This window comes from Mesorhizobium sp. M4B.F.Ca.ET.214.01.1.1 (genome assembly GCF_004791545.1).
GTDB classification, from domain to species: domain Bacteria; phylum Pseudomonadota; class Alphaproteobacteria; order Rhizobiales; family Rhizobiaceae; genus Mesorhizobium; species Mesorhizobium abyssinicae.
In genome coordinates this window covers 118,590-135,842 of the sequence record NZ_SRUX01000015.1, presented here as the reverse complement: position 1 = coordinate 135,842, position 17,253 = coordinate 118,590, and the positions used below count along the sequence as shown (strand labels likewise).

14 protein-coding genes are annotated in these 17,253 nt (G+C 61.5%); 8 read left to right on the top strand and 6 right to left on the bottom strand.

Annotation, left to right across the window (positions count from 1 at the left end; all coding sequences use genetic code 11):
- Positions 1-7 precede the first annotated feature (7 nt).
- Complete coding sequence (locus tag EN857_RS26345) at positions 8-1,129, bottom strand: cupin domain-containing protein (protein ID WP_135859335.1); 1,122 nt, start codon at positions 1,127-1,129, stop codon at positions 8-10.
- Between the two features lie 135 nt (positions 1,130-1,264).
- Here EN857_RS26345 and EN857_RS26340 point away from each other — a divergent pair, with 135 nt between their 5' ends.
- The 7 genes from EN857_RS26340 (at position 1,265) to EN857_RS26310 (ending at position 11,294) form a co-directional block, all read left to right on the top strand.
- Positions 1,265-1,951 (top strand): GntR family transcriptional regulator, encoded by a 687-nt coding sequence (locus EN857_RS26340; RefSeq protein ID WP_127391586.1) that lies wholly within the window; start codon positions 1,265-1,267, stop codon positions 1,949-1,951.
- 497 nt (positions 1,952-2,448) lie between these two features.
- A complete protein-coding gene (locus EN857_RS26335) occupies positions 2,449-3,477 on the top strand; it encodes an ABC transporter substrate-binding protein (RefSeq protein ID WP_127391587.1) in 1,029 nt (342 codons plus the stop codon).
- A 54-nt stretch (positions 3,478-3,531) separates the two neighbouring features.
- Complete coding sequence (locus EN857_RS26330; protein ID WP_210235150.1) at positions 3,532-5,769, top strand: iron ABC transporter permease; 2,238 nt, start codon at positions 3,532-3,534, stop codon at positions 5,767-5,769.
- The gene (locus EN857_RS26325; RefSeq protein ID WP_127391589.1) at positions 5,769-6,845 is read left to right on the top strand and encodes an ABC transporter ATP-binding protein; all 1,077 of its coding nucleotides are present in this window, start codon (positions 5,769-5,771) and stop codon (positions 6,843-6,845) included. Before EN857_RS26330 ends, EN857_RS26325 begins: the two co-directional genes overlap by 1 nt.
- Positions 6,846-7,208: 363 nt before the next feature.
- Complete coding sequence (locus EN857_RS26320; RefSeq protein WP_127391590.1) at positions 7,209-7,853, top strand: peroxiredoxin-like family protein; 645 nt, start codon at positions 7,209-7,211, stop codon at positions 7,851-7,853.
- 624 nt (positions 7,854-8,477) lie between these two features.
- On the top strand, positions 8,478-10,250 hold the full coding sequence (locus EN857_RS26315) for an adenylate/guanylate cyclase domain-containing protein (RefSeq protein WP_127391591.1): 1,773 nt from the start codon (positions 8,478-8,480) through the stop codon (positions 10,248-10,250).
- A gap of 138 nt (positions 10,251-10,388) precedes the next feature.
- Positions 10,389-11,294, top strand: a complete 906-nt coding sequence (locus EN857_RS26310) for a LysR substrate-binding domain-containing protein (RefSeq protein WP_127391592.1) — start codon at positions 10,389-10,391, stop codon at positions 11,292-11,294.
- On the opposite strand, the gene EN857_RS26305 is transcribed toward EN857_RS26310, so the two are convergent.
- The 4 genes from EN857_RS26305 to EN857_RS26290 form a co-directional block, all read right to left on the bottom strand.
- Positions 11,278-11,982 (bottom strand): peroxiredoxin-like family protein, encoded by a 705-nt coding sequence (locus EN857_RS26305; protein ID WP_127391593.1) that lies wholly within the window; start codon positions 11,980-11,982, stop codon positions 11,278-11,280. The two genes, EN857_RS26310 and EN857_RS26305, sit on opposite strands and share 17 nt — an antisense overlap.
- A 181-nt stretch (positions 11,983-12,163) precedes the next feature.
- The gene (locus EN857_RS26300; RefSeq protein ID WP_187331467.1) at positions 12,164-13,558 is read right to left on the bottom strand and encodes an NAD(P)/FAD-dependent oxidoreductase; all 1,395 of its coding nucleotides are present in this window, start codon (positions 13,556-13,558) and stop codon (positions 12,164-12,166) included.
- 33 nt (positions 13,559-13,591) lie between these two features.
- The gene (locus tag EN857_RS26295) at positions 13,592-14,743 is read right to left on the bottom strand and encodes a patatin-like phospholipase family protein (protein ID WP_128272274.1); all 1,152 of its coding nucleotides are present in this window, start codon (positions 14,741-14,743) and stop codon (positions 13,592-13,594) included.
- Between the two features lie 22 nt (positions 14,744-14,765).
- Positions 14,766-15,548 carry a 3-hydroxybutyrate dehydrogenase gene (locus EN857_RS26290; protein ID WP_127391595.1) on the bottom strand — a complete coding sequence of 261 codons (783 nt, stop codon included), beginning with the start codon at positions 15,546-15,548 and terminating at the stop codon, positions 14,766-14,768.
- Positions 15,549-15,817: 269 nt separating this feature from the next.
- On the opposite strand from EN857_RS26290, the gene EN857_RS26285 reads away from it, so the two are divergent.
- On the top strand, positions 15,818-16,729 hold the full coding sequence (locus tag EN857_RS26285) for a LysR family transcriptional regulator (RefSeq protein ID WP_127283470.1): 912 nt from the start codon (positions 15,818-15,820) through the stop codon (positions 16,727-16,729).
- A gap of 55 nt (positions 16,730-16,784) precedes the next feature.
- On the opposite strand, the gene EN857_RS26280 is transcribed toward EN857_RS26285, so the two are convergent.
- Positions 16,785-17,249: a DUF302 domain-containing protein gene (locus tag EN857_RS26280; protein ID WP_127283469.1), complete on the bottom strand. Its 465-nt coding sequence runs from the start codon at positions 17,247-17,249 to the stop codon at positions 16,785-16,787.
- Positions 17,250-17,253: the final 4 nt, after the last annotated feature.

Sequence of the window (17,253 nt, the reverse complement as noted above, 5' to 3'; positions counted from 1 at the left end):
CTTTCCTTCAGAGGAGCGGCTGCAAGCCGCCATTGTCGCCGAATGCCTGCTCGCGGTAGAGCCCGAGCGCCCGCATCACCGGCAGGTCGGACAGGCAGAACAGGCAGGCGTCCTCGCGATCCGAGCCGTTGGCATGCTCGTGCCACGCCCAGGACGGCACGCAGAAGATGTCTTGCTCCTGCCAATCGTAGCGGCGGCCGTTGATGATCGAATGACCGCTGCCCTTCGCCACATGGTAGAGGCCGCTGCCCGTGTGCCGGTGCGCCTTTGTGTGCTCGCCGGGACGCAGCATCTGCATCGATGCGCCGAGCGTCTGCATGACCGGGCCGTTCGTCACCGGGTTCACATACTCCATCAGCACGCCGTCGAAGGGCGAGCCATCGGTGCAACCCGCGTATCTCGTCAGTGCGTCGTAGGTTGGTGCCCATTCGTATTTGAACATCGGGCTGTAGCCCTTGGTCCAGTTCTCGCCCATCGGCCTGAGCCCCGCGTTCCCCCAGGTCTTGGTCATGTCGTCGACCGCGTAGCCGACCGCCTGGCTGAGATCCGGGTGAACCTCGTAGAAATTGGCTTCCATGGCGTTGACGAAAGGGATGTCCAGGCCGTCCTGCCAGATGCAGGGCGAGCCGGTCGCCTCCACGCCATGCTCGTGCCAGGTGTCGTTCGGCGTCAGCACGAAATCGTTCGCCCCGAGCGTCATCTTGTGCCCGTCCACCACCGTATAGGCGCCCGAGCCCTCGATAATGAAGCGGATCGCCGAGGCCGAGTGGCGATGCGCCGAGGCAACCTCGCCGGGGTTCATCACCTGGAGCCCGCCATAGATCCAGCCGACCGCGGCCGCCACGTCGGAGCGCCCCGGATTGTTCAGATAAACCACCCGCCGTCCGGCCTTTTCCGGTGTGACGAGTTCAACCGAGCGAAGGACATGCGCACGCAGGTCGCGATAGCGCCAGACCACCGGCACCGACTGCGACTTCGGTTCCCAAGGCTCGATCTTGTTGGCGACGGTCCACAGCGCGCCTGCCTTATGGCGCGCCAGCTCGTCGTAATAGGCAAGCAATTCCGGCGTGTCCTCGACGTTCGCCCGGCCGACGACATCCTCGCGATGGTTTTCGCGCTCCTGTGCCATGGCATTCTCCTGCTGGTAGCCCGTAAGTCTAGCATGACCTCAAGAATTTTCGATTGCAACAGAAATTTTCGAAAATAAATGAAATTGCCGACGAGCTCCTCTATGAGGTAAGGCTGTACGGGCGAGGAAATGTGAATGACGCTTGCCCAAAAAGCCTACGATGCCCTGCGCCACGACATCATACGCGGCGAACTTCCGCCTGGCCGACCGTTGCGTCTTGCCGACCTGGGCGAGCGCTATGGCATGGGCTTCTCGCCGCTGCGCGAGGCACTGAACCGCCTGCAGGCCGAACGGCTGGTGACGGCCGAATCGCTGCGCGGCTTCCGCGTGGCGCCGCTGTCGCTCGACGAGCTCCACGACGCCACGTCACTGCGTATCGTCATCGAGACGGAAGCGCTCAAGGCATCAATCAAGAATGGCGACGACGCCTGGGCGTCGGGCATCGTGTCCTCGCTCTACGCCTTGAATGTGCAGGCGGCGCGAACGGGCCCCGAAGCCGATATCTGGACCCTCGAAAAGCGGCACCACGCGTTCCACCGCGCCTTGCTGGCGGGTTGCAATTCGCCATGGACGCTGGAATTCTTCGAACGGCTCTATGCAGCGACCGAGCGCTACCGCATTCCCGTTCTGCTGGCCTCTGCCCGACCGGTCGGTCGCGATGTCCAGGCCGAGCATGGCGCGCTTGCGGAAGCGACCCTCGACAGGGATGCGGACAAGGCCTCCGTGCTGCTCGAACAGCACTATCTGCGGACGGTCGAGGACCTGGCGGAAGTCATCAGCTCCAGCAAGGGCGTGCCTCTGCCGGTCAGGCAGACCGTCTGATTTTGGCCACTTCAATTTTTGCCTAAGGAGATGGTCGAGAGACTTGTGGGGTTGTGTCCACTTGATACTTGGGTTCGCCAGGCCATACGAGAGAATACGAAGGAAAAGAGTTGGCTAACCACCCGCTAACATATTGATTTTATGCAGAAAACGATGACGCTGCTGGCCCACCAACTACGACGTAGCGCAAGGCCATAAATTTCGAAAGGCTCTCCGACGGTGGGTGCGGTGATCGGCGGCAACGGCGTGCGAAAGGGCGGGCCTGACCCATCCAGTATACTCGCCAGGGCTCAGGAACGACGGCTTCGCGCCTCAGGCCGGTCGCAAGAGATCAGTTTGCGACTTCCCGAAAGCAGACCTTCGTCCCTAAACTGCGAGGTATGCGCGGCGCCATCTATGGAAAGCGCTGCAACTCGGTCAGGCAGATGCTAGCTTCCAACTTGTATTTTCCGCCTATGGGTTTCAAAGTCGGCAAATAGCTTAGGGAGGAATTCAACATGATAAAAAGGGCAATTCTCGGCGCCGGAATCCTTGCCACTGGCATGTGGAGCGCGTCGTCATCGGCGTCCGCTGAAAACCTGACCATGTATTGCGGCGTCGACGAGGTCTGGTGTCAGCAGACGGCGCGGGCCTTCGAGGAAAAGACCGGTATCACCGTCGACATGACCCGCAAGAGCGCTGGCGAAATCTATGCCCAGCTGCGCGCCGAGGCCGCCAATCCCAAGGGTGACATCTGGTGGGGCGGCACCGGTGACCCGCACCTACAGGCGGCCGAGGAGGGTCTGACCGAGGAGTACAAATCACCCCTGCTCGACCAGTTGCAGCCCTGGGCAATCAAGCAGGCTGAAACATCCGGCCACCGCACGGTCGGCATCTACTCCGGCGCATTGGGCTTCGGCTACAACAAGGACCTGCTCGTCAAGAACAATCTGCCCGAGCCGAAATGCTGGGCCGATCTGACCAAGCCGGAGTACAAGGGGCATATCCAGGTCGCCAACCCGAATTCCTCAGGTACAGCTTACAACATGCTGGCGACCATCGTTCAGCTGTTCGGCGAGGACAAGGGTTTCGAGTACCTGAAAGCCCTGCACAAGAACGTCAACCAATACACCAAGTCGGGCTCGGCGCCGATCAAGGCCGCCGGGCTTGGCGAGACCACGATCGGCATCGTCTTCATCCACGACGCCGTGTCGCAGGTCGTCGCCGGATTCCCGATCGTTCCGGTCACCCCTTGCGAGGGAACCGGCTACGAGATTGGCTCAGAATCGATCATCAAGGGTGCCCGCAACATGGAGGCCGCGAAAAAATTCTACGACTGGGCGCTCGAGGCCGATGTCCAGTCCACGGCGCAGGATGCGGGGTCGTTCCAGGTTCCGTCGAACAAGGCGGCAAAAACCTCGGACAAGGCGCCTGACCTCGCTGCCATCAAGCTGATCGACTACGACTTCAAGAAGTATGGATCGAGTGAAGAGCGCAAGCGCCTGTTGAAAAAATGGGACGAAGAGGTCGCGTCGCTGCCGCAATAGCAGATGCGCTTTCGCCAAACCCGCGGGCCGCTCGAACCGATCGTCGTCCTCTGGATGGCGATCGGCTGGGTGGGGTTTGCCCTGCTGCCCTGGTACGGCATCGAAGACGGGTTCTTCGGTTTTTCCTGGCTGTTCGACGGCTACCCGTTCGATAGCAAATTCGCTCCAGCGCTGGTTCTGGCCCTCAAGGGCGAAAAACTGTGGCTGGCGCCGCTCGGCTTCCTCCTGCCGGCGCCGCTGCTGCTGTGGGGTCGCAACAAATCCGATCCGTCTTTCGGCCGGCTGCTGGTCATTGTCGGCGCTGCCGGTTTTGGCTGGCTTTTGTTCCAGGGCTTCGCCATCGGGTTGCACGGCTGGCAGTTCAGCTGGCTGACCAGCCTGTTCGGCGATCTTGGCGACCGCCAGTTCGGCATGGGCTACGGCGCCCTGCTGGTCAGTGGCGCCTTTCTGTTTCTGCTCACCCTTGGCATTGCCTCGCGCGGTGCCGTCGGTGGCGACGTTTTCGTCGTCAGCTCGATCGGCTTCGTCGTCGCGGTGGTTTCCATCTTCATCTTCATGCCGATCCTGATGATGCTGGCCAACGCCATGCAGACCGACGACGGTGGCTATTCGCTTGTCACGTTCCTGGCCAAGCTGTTCAGTTCGCGCTTGTGGAGCCTGGACTGTCTCGCCGGCGGCAGCCGCTGCGGCGTTGCCTGGAACTCGCTGCTGCTCGCCGTGCTCGTCGGCCTGCTGACCATGTTTCTGGGGTTGGTGTTCGCGCTTGTCGTGACACGCAGTGATTTCCGCTATGGCAAGCTGCTGCGTGCGCTGACTGTGTTGCCGATCATCACCCCGGCCTTCGTCATCGGCCTTGCCATCATCCTGTTGTTCGGGCTGTCGGGCGCGGTGACCCAGAGCGTCGCCGGCGTCTTCGGCATCCAGCCGACACGCTGGGTCTATGGCCTTCCCGGCCTGCTTATCGCCCAGGTTCTCGCTTTCACCCCGATCGCCTTCCTGGTTCTGATCGGCGTCGTCGAAGGCGTCAGCCCATCCATGGAAGAGGCCTCGCAGACGCTCCGCGCCAGCCGCTGGCAGACCTTCTGGACCGTATCCCTGCCGCTGATGCGGCCAGGCCTCGCCAACGCCTTCCTGCTCGGCTTCATCGAAAGCATGGCCGATTTCGGCAATCCGCTGGTGCTGAGCGGCAACTATGACGTCCTGTCGACGGAAATCTTCTTCGCCATTGTCGGCGCGCAGAACGATGCAGCACTTGCGGCGATCCTGGCACTGGTGCTGCTAGGCTTCACGCTTGGCGCCTTTTACGCGCAACGCTTCTGGATCGGCAGGCGTTCCTATACCACCGTCACCGGCAAGGGCGATGCCGGCGTCCATCCGCGCCTGCCGGACGGGCTGACACGCGCGCTCTATGTTATCGCCGGCCTGTGGACGGCGTTCACCGTGCTGGTCTACGCGGTGATCTTCTACGGCAGCTTTGTCAGGCTGTGGGGGGTCGATCAGAGCCTGACGCTGCAGCACTACAAGAAAGCGTTCGCCGTCAGCTGGAATGAATTCGGCATCCATTGGTCGGGGTCGGCGTGGAGTTCGTTCTGGACGACGATGGAGATCGCGCTGATATCGGCGCCACTGACCGCAGGGGTAGGACTTCTGACCGCCTACCTTCTCGTTCGCCAGAATTTCCGTGGCAAGAATGCCTTCGAATTCGCGACCATGCTGTCTTTCGCGATTCCAGGAACGGTCATTGGCGTCAGCTACATCATAGCCTTCAACGTGCCGCCGATCGAACTGACTGGAACCGGCATCATCCTCGTGCTGTCGTTCATCTTCCGCAACATGCCAGTCGGCGTACGCGCCGGCGTCGCCTCGATGTCGCAGATCGACCGCAGCCTGGACGAATCCTCGCTGACGCTTGGCGCCAATTCGTGGCAGACCTTCAGACGCGTCATCCTGCCCTTGCTGAGATCGGCGATGCTGGCGGCGCTTGTCTATTCCTTCGTGCGCGCCATGACCGCGATCAGCGCCGTCATCTTCCTGGTCAGTGCGCGTTACGATCTTTCGACCAGCTATATCGTCGGACGTGTCGAGAACAATGAATACGGCATCGCCATCGCCTATTCGACGGTACTGATCGTCGTCATGCTGGTGGTCATCGGCCTGATGCAACTGGTCGTCGGCAGCCGCAATATCGGCCGGCGCGGTATCCAGAAAGGCGACGGTGGCTGGAGCGTGCGCACCAATGTCAGCCTGCCGGCAACGCCAGGGGGCCAGACGACAATAGCAGGAGCCGGGTGATGGCCGAAATTCGCGGCAACGCTGCCTCGGTGACCTTCGAGCACGTCACCAAGACTTATCCCGGCGCCAGCACGCCGGCGGTCAACGACATTTCGCTTGCGATCGAGGCCGGCAAGCTGGTGACGCTTCTCGGACCTTCCGGCTGCGGCAAGACGACGACGCTGCGCATGATCGCCGGCCTGGAGATGCCGTCCAGCGGCCGTATCCTCATCGGCGGCAACGACGTAACGAGCTTGCCGGCCACCGACCGCGACGTTTCCATGGTGTTCCAGTCCTATGCGTTGTTCCCTCACATGACGGTGATGGAAAATGTCTCCTACGGTCTGCGCTTCTCCGGCCATGACAAGAAGGAGGCCGCGTCCCGCGCCCGCGCCGGCCTGGAGTTGGTCGGCCTGACCGGTTTCGAGGCGCGCCTGCCCAGCGAACTGTCGGGTGGTCAGCAGCAGCGCGTGGCGGTGGCGCGCGCACTGGTGCTAGAACCGCAAGTGCTGCTGTTCGACGAGCCGCTCTCCAACCTAGATGCCAAGCTGCGCCGGCATGTGCGTGAGGAAATCAGGGAGATCCAGACTAAGCTCGGGTTGACTGTGGTCTACGTCACGCACGACCAGGAAGAGGCGCTTGCGGTTTCGGACCGCATCATCGTCATGAACAAGGCGGTGGTCGCACAAGACGGTACGCCGCGCGAACTATACGACGCGCCAGCCAACGCATTCGTTGCCGACTTCATCGGTGAAGCCAACATCCTGGATTGCGAGGTGGTTGCGGTGCAAGGGGACGAAGCTACCGTGCGGCTAGACACGCTTGCCTTGAAACTGCCGGCGCTTGGCCACCAAGCCGGCCCGGCGAAGCTGGCCGTCCGTCCAAGCCGCATCGAGATCGGTCCTGCTGGCGCGCCGCAGACGATCGCAGGCACGCTCGCAAAGGCCACCTATGCTGGCAGCCATCTCGAACTGGTCGTTGCCACGGCACTTGGCAACGTGTTCGTGTTGTCGCGCAACGTCGATGCGCCGTTTCAGGCGGGCGACAATGTCGGCATCGGTTTTCCGGAACGCGGACCGGTTCTGATCAAAGCTTGAAGGGTTCTACGCAGAGGTCGCGAATCTGGGCTAACACACCGTTGCCGGCTCCGGTCACATCGAAGCCGCCCAAGTTTCAAGACGTTGAGCACCGTTTGAAAGATCCTGTCGGTCTCGCCGCTGTGGTCGTCCTACGCACGGATGAGACGACCACTGTTTGCCGCGGCGTCCGAGACGGCTCGCGATACGCGTGAGCCGCAGATGCTTTTTTCGTGCTATGATGGGCTTGCAACCTTGACCTCGGCATATGGCAGAGGCCGAACGCTGTTTGCTCTGGCGCGGGAGTTTGCGCCCAGCGGGCGCAACCCGAAATGTAGTGTTGCTGCCTTTTGCTGACTGAGCTTGGGCGAGGAGTTTGTGTCCATGTCCATGTGTAGTGTTAACCGCCCACTGCAGCCGGGCGACCCAGCGCCCAATATAGTGCTCGATGCTATCTCGCGAGAAGGCAAGATTGCGCTCAATGATTTTCGAGGCCGTAGCCCGTTGTTGATCGGTTTGTTTCGCGGTCTGCACTGTCCGTTCTGCCGCCGTCACGTCGCGGCCATGGCGCAACTCAATCCGGCTCTGCGTGAGAAAGGCGTCGAGTGCCTGGCAGTGGTCAATACGCCGGTCGAACGGGCGCGGCTCTATTTCCGCTACCACCCGATGCCCCACCTTCTCGCCGCGTCCGACCCGGAGCGGGCCTCGCATCGTGCTTTCGGCTTGCGCGAGGTCGGGATGGACGCGGTCGCGGCGATACAGATTGACCTTCCAGGCGAGTTGCCAGAACCTATGGACGTGATGGCAATGAACGAATTTCTCAACAAGAAGGAAGGATATGAGATTACGGAAGCCGATCAGCAGATGATGGGTTCCGGCCAGGCGCAGCTTGTCGGTCAGTTCCTAATCGACCGGGAGGGCATCGTGCGCTGGAGCTTCACTGAAATTCTGGAGGTTGGTCTCCAAACGTTCAGGGCGCCGAAACCCGAGGAACTGATATCGGTAGCGTCCCAAGTCGCACATCAATAGGCTGCCGAAAAATTCGCTCGACCACCGCGCCCTGTAACGATTCTATGGGTTTGAGGCCATGATCAAGGTGCTGAAGCGCGGCCCGGGTCTGCCCGTAAGCTTCGTAGCGCGATTCCATTCAACGGGCGGACGCCAGAGTGAACCAGCCTCAGCGCATAGGCCAGACGACGTTCCCTCCACAATCAACGCTTGCAACGGCTGGATAGGGCACTGTTACGCCTTCAGGCAGCACCCAGCGGCGACCAGAGACGATGTGGGTTTCGGGTGGAAATTAATGTAGCAAACCATCAGCATGGATAACCCGTCGGGGGCTGCGCCGCCACGGACGCAAACCGCGACATGGGGCGATCCTGACTTGACCGGCAGCTTCGCGTCCAATTTCGGCCTAACAGGCAAAGTTCGTCGTTGTCCTGAAGCGGACTCCATCAAGCTGAGGGTCGTGATTGCGACTCTCCCCGATCCGTATCCAAACCCATGGAAGGGACGAGACGCGACCATGAGCGGGAACGGCTCAGCCCATACCAAGACGCAATAATTTAGGTTACCTTTCCGGGGCTGAGCTATCGCGACCTATGGTCGGGTCGCATCACTTGGGAGACCGTCGTCCAATCTCAAAGCCGCATCATGCGTCGATCGCTATTTCAGAAGTATTTCTTCGTCTTGTTTGCCGCGGCCATTTTTCCGATCGCTGCCGGTGGCATCAGCAACACGTGGTTCAGCTATGTCGACCAGCATGCGATCCTCAGTGCCCTGCTGCAGTCCGAGGCAACATCGGCGGCCGACAAAATTGAGAGCTTTCTTGACGGCATCCAGCTTCCGCTAGGCTCGACGATCCCCCCGGAAGGATCGAATATGGCCAGCGTGAAACAGCTTCGGCTTCTTGCCGTACGAGCGATGCACGAGGTCCCGGGAATCCTCAGCATCAGTATTGTCGACGGTACTGGCGCGGAGCGGCTGCACATCTCTCGCATTGGCAAAAACAGGACAGAAAGCGGGGCGGATCGCTCAGGCGATCCCGCTGTCGTGGGCCTCAGGACGGCGAAGGTGTGGTACGGTCCAGTCATTTATCGCCCGGGGTCCGAACCCTCCCTAACCATGGCGATGGCCAGCTACGACAATTTAGCCGTCGCCAACTCGGTCATCGCCGAAATCAGTCTGAAGCCGATCTGGCTCATCGTTTCCGAAATCCGCGTGGGCCGCAGCGGCCAGGGATTTGTCATCGACCAGGCCGGCCACCTCATCGCTCACCCCGCGATCAGCAAAGTGATGGAGGGCGCGGACGAGAAAGCAGCGCTGGCCCTGCGCGAATTGCGGGATGCGAGCGCTGCCGCAGGCGGCACTGCGATTGCAAGCCGCAACGCCGAGAATGAACGCGTTGTGATTGCTGGCGCGCCGGTTACCGCGGCAGGCTGGACGGTAATTGTCGAGCAGTCGCAGGCAGAGGCTTTTGCGCCTCTATACGCTTCATTGTGGCGGACGGGCGGGTTGTTGTTCCTCGCCACAGTCCTTGCGGCGGTGCTCGCATACTGGCTTGCCAGACGGATGAGCGGGCCTATCCTCCTGTTGGAGGAGGGCGCTCTCAAGATCGGTGCTGGACAGTTCGATCACCGGCTCACCATCTCCACTGGAGACGAACTTGAACGGTTGGCTGCTCGGTTCAACCAAATGGCGCAGGAACTTGCCACATCGCGGGACCGCGCGGAACGACTGACGCGGTTGAAGCGCTTCCTTGCACCACAGGTTGCGGAACTCGTAGAGAAGGCCGGTGACGAGCGAATGCTCGCTGGACAGCGCGCAGAAGTAGTCGCTGTTTTTAGCGACTTGCGTGGCTTTACTGCATTTTCATCGCACGCTGAGCCTGAGAACCTCATGCAGGTCCTGCGCGAGTACTATGAGGCGCTCGGCGCGATAATCACCAAGTATGAAGCAACGCTGACCAGTTTTTCGGCGGATGGATTGATGATCCTCGTCAACGCCCCGGTTCCATGTGAAGAGCCGGCGCTTCATGCCGTAAAAATGGCTGTCGACATGCAGGATTCCACACAAGAGCTCATATCTGATTGGCGGCAGCGTGGTTATGAGATTGGCTTCGGCATGGGTCTCGCTATGGGGTGGGCAACGGTGGGTCGGATTGGCTATGAGGCCCGCGCTGACTACACCGCAATTGGCAATGTCGTGAACTTGGCGTCGAGGCTGTGTTCGTCCGCTGAAGATCGACAAATCCTTATCGATTATTCCGTGGCGCGCCATTTGCCTGGTAACATGCCGATCGTTGACCTCGGCACGCGCCAGTTCAAAGGCCTCGAAGGGCACGTTCGCGTCTACAATGTTGAGACGCAAGGAAGCGAACGACCGAAATTAGATTCTGCTGAGAACGACGCCAGGCAAAAGGGCTAGGCTCCTCTGCATCGACGTCCGCAATCGCCGCCGATCCTCGGCCTCGCCGCAAGCCACTTTGCTCAATGAGATCAATTGGGTTAGTCTCGCAATATGCGCCATCGCTGATAAACCATTTCGCTGAGGGGGCGAAAGTTCATGGAGATGCAGCAGGTCCGCTATTTTTTGGCCCTGTCCAATACGTTGAATTTCACCAGAGCGGCCGAAGAGTGCAACGTCACGCAGCCGGCGCTTACGCGCGCCATCAAGACGCTTGAAGAGGAACTGGGCGGAGAGTTGCTTCGGCGCGAGCGCCAGCATTCGCACCTCACCGAACTTGGGCGCCGCATGCTGCCGCTGCTGCAGCAGTGTTATGATGCCGCCACTTCCGCCAAATCGCTTGCCAAGGCAGTGCAAAGCAGCGACGTCGCGCCGCTCAATGTCACGATCTCGAACAGCGTCAATATCGCGCTGCTGGTGTCGCCGTTTACGGAGCTTTTCCGGGCCTATCCCGGCGTTCACCTCAAGATCAACCGTGGTTCGCCGGCTGCCGTCATCGACGCGCTGAAAAGTGGTGATGCCGAACTGGCGATTGCCGGGCCGCTGGGACAGGTCTGGGATCGCCTGGACGTGTGGCCGCTGTTTCAGGAGGAGATTGAGCTCGCCGTAAATTCCGATCATCCGCTTGCCCGGCGCAATGAGGCCGATGTCTCGCTGGCCCAGCTTGCGGCAGAGCCTGTGCTCAGCCGGATCGATTGGGAGACGAGCGAGGAACTGTCGCGCTGCCTTTCCGCAAAAGGCTACTCGCCTCGAACCGCGCATGAAGTAGAAACCGACCAGGACCTACTCGCGCTGCTCGAGGCCAATGCCGGGGTCGGCTTTGTCTCGCTTACGGCGCCGCGATCCTCGAACACCCGGCGGCTCAAGCTTCGCGATCTGGACGTCTCGCGGATCGTTTCCGTTTATGCGGTTGCCGGCAGGCAGCGCTCGCCTGTCGCGACAACGCTGCTCAACCTGCTGAGGTCAGCAGATTGGTCGACATTCGGCGTCAGCGAGCCCGCCTGAGCGCCGCGATCATCTCGTCAATGTCCATGCGCCGGCGGTAGTCCGGATCGACGAAGCGATCCGCGATGATGCCGTTCGTTCCGACGATGAAGGTGGCTGGGATCGGCAGAAACCAGCTGCTGTTGCCCTGGTAGTTGGGCAGATCGAGCCCCAGGCCCATCAGCCGCTCCATCTCTGCACCGACCCAGATCGCAAGGTTGAGGGACAATGCGTAGCCGTTGTCCATGTCGACCAGAAACGGGAACTGCGCGCCAACCGCGGCCTTCATGGCTTTGGCAAATTTGCGCCGCTCGGGCATTATCACGACCACCTGTCCACCAAGCTCAGCGATCTCGCGCTGCACCTCGACGATGCCGATGGCGTTCAAGCGGCAGTAGGGGCACCAGTGCCCACGCTGAAAGGTGATGACGGCTGGGCCCTTGGCGAGGATTTCCGACAGGCTGACGAGCTTGCCATCGTCATCAGGCAACAGGAAACCGGGCATGGCATCGCCCGGAGCCGGCGCCATGGTCCCGGCCCCTTGTTTCTCAAGGCGATCCACCAGTCGCTCTACAGCGTCCGCGAATTCCGAGTTCAGACGGCGAACCGCCGCGGCAACCACCGCCAGCCGTTCGTTGAGAGGCGCATCAAGTTCGATGGCTGCCTGGACGGACTGCTCGAATGTCATTGCCTGGTCGTCGGCGGTCATGTCTGCACTTTCACGCGTCCCGCACAGCCTACCACCGGAGCCCCTCGGCCATTGCCATGTTTTTCCTGCATGGTTTCGATGCCCCCCGTGCATCGTCGCATGCCAGGTTCCTGTTCCATTCGCCTCCCAACCAGATATCCCCCGACGATCCGATCCGCCGGCACACTTTGGGCGACATGCATCAGTGAAGCTTGATCCGCGGTCTTGCCCGCCTGACGATGATCTCGCCTATCGCAGCCAGCATGGTCTTCGCCAGTCCGTGCACCGCCTTGAGATGCATCTTGTACAGCGAGCGATAGACAAGCCTTGCAATGAGACCTTCGATCTTCAGCCCTCCGATCAGGCTGCCAAACGCGCCGTAGTCGGCCAGCGAGACCACGGAACCATAGTCGCGGTAGCGATACGCCGGCGCGGCACGCCCTGCGAGACGAGTTGCGATCACCTTCACCATGTGGTCTGCCTGCTGATGGGCCGTCTGGGCTCGCGGCGGCAAGGCGTTGTCTTCGCCCGGCAGCATGCAGTTCGCACAGTCGCCGATCGCGAATACATGCTCGTCTCCAACCGCCCGCAGGGTTTCGTCGACGACCAGCCGGTTGATGCGGTCGGTTTCGAGGCCATCGAGATCCCTCAGGAAATCCGGCGCCTTGATGCCGGCCGCCCATACCACCAATTCGGCCGGCACAAACAGCTTTTCGCCTAGCCGGATACCGTCTTCGGTCACTTCGGTGACCTTGATGCCGCAACGTATCTGCACGCCAAGTTTGATCAGCAAGCGTGCCGTCGCGCGCGCCATAGGCTCAGGCAGCGCCGGGAGAATCCTCGACCCGGCTTCGACGATGGTGATGCGGATCAGCCTTTCGAAGTCGATGTTGTCGAGATTGTGCGATGCAATTTCACGCATCGACTTGTGCAGCTCCGCGGCCAATTCAACGCCGGTTGCGCCGGCGCCGACGATGACGCAATGGAGCTGACCGGGCGACAGCTGCTCGTATTGCGCGTTGGCACGAAGGCATGCATCGATCATGCGCCTGTTGAATCGGGCGGCCTGCTCCGCGGTGTCGAGCGAAATGGCGTGGCGCGCGGCGCCCGGCGTGCCGAAATCGTTGCTGACGCTGCCGACTGCCATGACCAGCGTGTCGTAGCCAAGAACGCGTGGCGGTATGACTTGCCGGCCGTCATCGTCGAAGCTGGGCGCAACAAAGACCTGGCGCCTTGCACGGTCAATGCCGACGACCTCGCCGATGCGGTACCGGTAGCCGTGTCGGCTGGCATGGGCGATGTATTCGACGGCGTCGTGCGACGCGCTCAAGGCGCCGGACGCCACCTCGTGCAATAGCGGTTTCCAGATATGGGTGCGGTTTCGATCGACAAGCGTGACCGAAAGCCGCCGGTTGCCGAACTTGCGGCCGAGGCGCGTCGCCAGTTCCAGGCCGCCGGCGCCGCCGCCGACAATGACCACGCGGTGCAGGGACTTGTCCGCGTGCGAGGGAGTCTCCGGGATGGTGCGGAACAGCGCGGCATTGTTGGCCAGAACGGCTTCAGGAATGAGCCGCACACCTGGAGTGATGATCTGCATCGGTGGTCTCCATCCCTTCTTTGGCGCGGCGCATCACTCTTGGGATTCGTGGATCACGATGCCCTGAAGCATGTCGACCTCGCACTCCCAGGGCTTGTCCGCTAGGACGCGCTGCCCATGTCCGTATCCCGCCTGCCAGCGGGTGCGGATGCCCGAGCGGGTGAAGTCGATGTCCTTGGTGTGGTCCTCGCCGTCGAGGCGCGGCGAAAGCAGCCGGACGAGATGCATGACCGACGGACAGCCGTAAGACGCGAGTTCCTTGAACATCGGATCCTCGCGACGCTCCTCGGGCACGAGCTTTCCCATTTCGCGCACGACGTGGCGCAAACGATGCAGTTGCTCCTGGCGGGCGACATGGCTCTTGCCGCGGCTGGCGTATTGAAGATCCTTCTGCCGCCCCATGACCTGCCAGATCGATTTCGGCTCGGTGGCGCGGGGCTGCCACATATTGACGGCAAAGATCAGCGCGTCGCGCCGCGGACGCTCGTCCAGAACGACCTCGATCGGCGTGTTCGAATAGATGCCGCCGTCCCAGTAAGGCTCGCCGTCGATGCAGACCGCCGGAAACGCTGGCGGTAGAGCGCCCGACGCCATGATATGCGCCGGCGACAGGATCATCTCGCGCGTGTCGAAGTATTTGAGCTCGCTGGTGTTGACGTTGACCGCGCCGACCGTCAGTCGCGTGTGGCGACCGTTGAGGTAGTCGAAGTCGATCAGATTGTTCAGCGTCCTTTTGAGCGGATCTGTCGTGTAGTAGGACGCGTTCTCGACACCGACCTCGCGGTTCACTCCAAACATCGCGCTTGGGTTCGGTTCGAAAAAGCCAGGGATGCCGCGCATCACCGTGCCCATGTTGGCGAAGATGTTGCTTGGAATCATCATCCGGAAAAACTCGTCGAGCGGACTGCTCCGGCTGACGCCGTCCCAGAACTCCTGAAGTCTGGGCAGACGATCGCCGGGCTCGTTTCCTGCAATCAGCGCGGCGTTGATGGCGCCGATGGAGGTTCCTATGACCCAATCCGGTTCGATGCCGCCCTCGACCAGCGCCTGGTAGACACCGGCCTGATAGGCACCGAGAGCGCCACCGCCTTGAAGGACAAGGACTGTCTGACGCCTGACTTCGGCCTGGTGGCTGACCGCCGGTTCTGCTTCCGGAACAGACAGGTTTCGCGTGATCTTGTTCATGGCCTTCGGTCCTCGTGCAGGTCTAGTGAGCGGTCCAACCGCCTTCGATCGGCATCACGGCACCGGTGATCGACGCCGCCTCGTCCGACGCCAGGAACAGGCAGAGCGCGGCAACCTGCTCGACGGTGACGAACTGCTTGGTCGGCTGCGCCGCGAGCAACACATCCTTGATCACCTGCTGCTCGGTGATGCCGCGGGCTCGCGCCGTGTCCGGGATCTGCTTCTCAACCAGCGGCGTGAGCACGTAGCCGGGGCAGACGGCATTGACGGTGATGCCCTGTTCGGCGACTTCCAGCGCGACGGTCTTGGTCAAGCCGGCGACCCCGTGCTTGGCTGCGACATAGGCGGACTTATAGGGCGATGCGACGAGTGCGTGTGCTGAAGCCACGTTGATGATGCGACCCCATTTGCGTGCCTTCATCGCCCGCAACGCGCGCCGGATCGTATAGAACGAAGACATAAGATCGATCGCGACGACCGCCTCCCATTTCTCGATCGGGAAGTCATCGATCGGCGCGACATGCTGAATGCCGGCGTTGTTGACCAGTATGTCGACTGAGCCGAATTCATCGATGGCCTTGTCCATCATCGCCGTGATCGCAACGCCCTTGCTCATGTCGGCATTGTCGTAGCGGACGGTGACCCCGTGATCGCCGGCGAGCTTCGCCCGCAGGCGTTCGATTTCGACGGCATCGCCAAAACCATTCAGGACGATGTTGCAGCCCTTGGCGGCGAAGGCTTCGGCTATGCCTTGCCCGATGCCGCTGGTCGAACCGGTGATGAGCGCTGTCTTGCCACTGAGCATCGTTGTTTCCCTGTGTCTGGAACCGCAGGCAAATGGGCCGGCGGCTGCTTGGCGCCGAGCTGCAGCGCTCGGCTCTGGATCTGCGGACCAGTATGGCGAGCCGCCTGAAACCGCGGAAATGCCGTTGAGACATGGATTCGATAGCCGACAGTCTGACCGGCGCGCCTCGGGGTGCAGGTCCGCAGGCCGGGTTGTTTGACGTTACGGCAGCTAGTAATATTGCTCGGCAACGCCGGGGCATCCGGAACCGCCCCGAGGGGAAGCGTGCAGTGGAGATCAGCCAGGTCCGATACTTCTTGGCCGTCGCCAAGGAGCTGAATTTCACCAGGGCGGCCGAGCAGTGCAATGTCACGCAGCCCGCGCTGTCGCGCGCAATCAAACTTCTCGAGGATGAATTCGGCGGGCCGCTCTTCCACCGTGAGCGCCGCTTCACTCACCTCACCGAACTCGGCCGCATGGTCGAGACCTATCTCGAGGGCGTCTTCGAGAACTCTCGCCAGGCAAAGCAGATTGCCGAACAATACGTGACCCTGAAGAAGATGCCGCTCAAGGTTGGCATCATGAGCACGATCGCTCCGGACGAGATCATCGAGCTCATCGCGGGCGTGCGCGCGCACCACCCCGGCGTCGAGTTGCATCTTTGCGATGCGGACGCCGTGAGCCTCAGGAGAAGGCTGCTCGAGGGTGAACTCGAGGCCGCCATCTACGCGTTGCCTTCAGACGTCCCCGACGAGGAAGTGCACTCCCTGCCGCTGTTCCAAGAGCAGATGGTGATGGCCGTTCACCTGGCCCATCGCCTTGCCAACCAGCGCGTTGTGCGGGTGAAGGACATGAGCAACGAAAGCTACATCCACCGCAACAATTGCGAGTTCGCGGGCTACGCGGACGCCATCCTTGCGGAGCAGGGCGTCACCGTCAGTCCGGTTTACTGGAGCGATCGAGACGACTGGACATTGGCGATGATCGCTGCCGGGCTTGGGTTCGGCTTCATGCCGGAGCATACCGCCAAGCATCCTGGCGTGGTGCCCCTGCCGATCACCGAACCGGAATTCTGGCGGGAGGTCAATCTCGTCACGGTGCGCGGCCGCAGGCATTCGCCCGCGGTCGGCGCATTGGTGCGCGAGGCCACGCAGAAGAAGTGGTTCGGCGAGCGGGTGAAAGCGCTGTCCGCCGCCGAGTAGGGGCCGCCGGCGCCGGCCAGCGTGCTTCGCATGCCCGGCCACTGGATCTCGGCGCTCAGTTCTTTTTGACGGTCGAGGTCACGGACTGGATCACCTCGGTGGCCATCTTGAACTGCGCCTGCCGGTCAGTGATGCCGTGGCGCTTGGCAATCCAGTCGAAGTCGCTGTAGGCAGCGTAAACTTGCCCGTCGGGCGTCTGGTAGACCAGCACGCGCACCGGCCAGTCCAGGCCGGCCTCGGGATTTGAGGTGATGAACGTCGTGCCGAGGGCCGGATTGCCGAACATGACGAGCCGCGAAGGCCTGACATCGTTGCCGGCATTGTTGCCAAGCCGTGCCTGGTCGATGACGCCGAAGAACTTGATGCCTTTCTTGAGCACGTCCTTCTTGATGCGGGCGACGGTCTCGGCGACGGAATAGTCGCTCTTTACGGTGACAACGCCGTCCGATGCGGCTGCCGGGAGGGCAACGGCGATCAGCAGAGCGGCGCCTGCGAGCAGAGTTTTCAGTTGGTTGATCATGTCA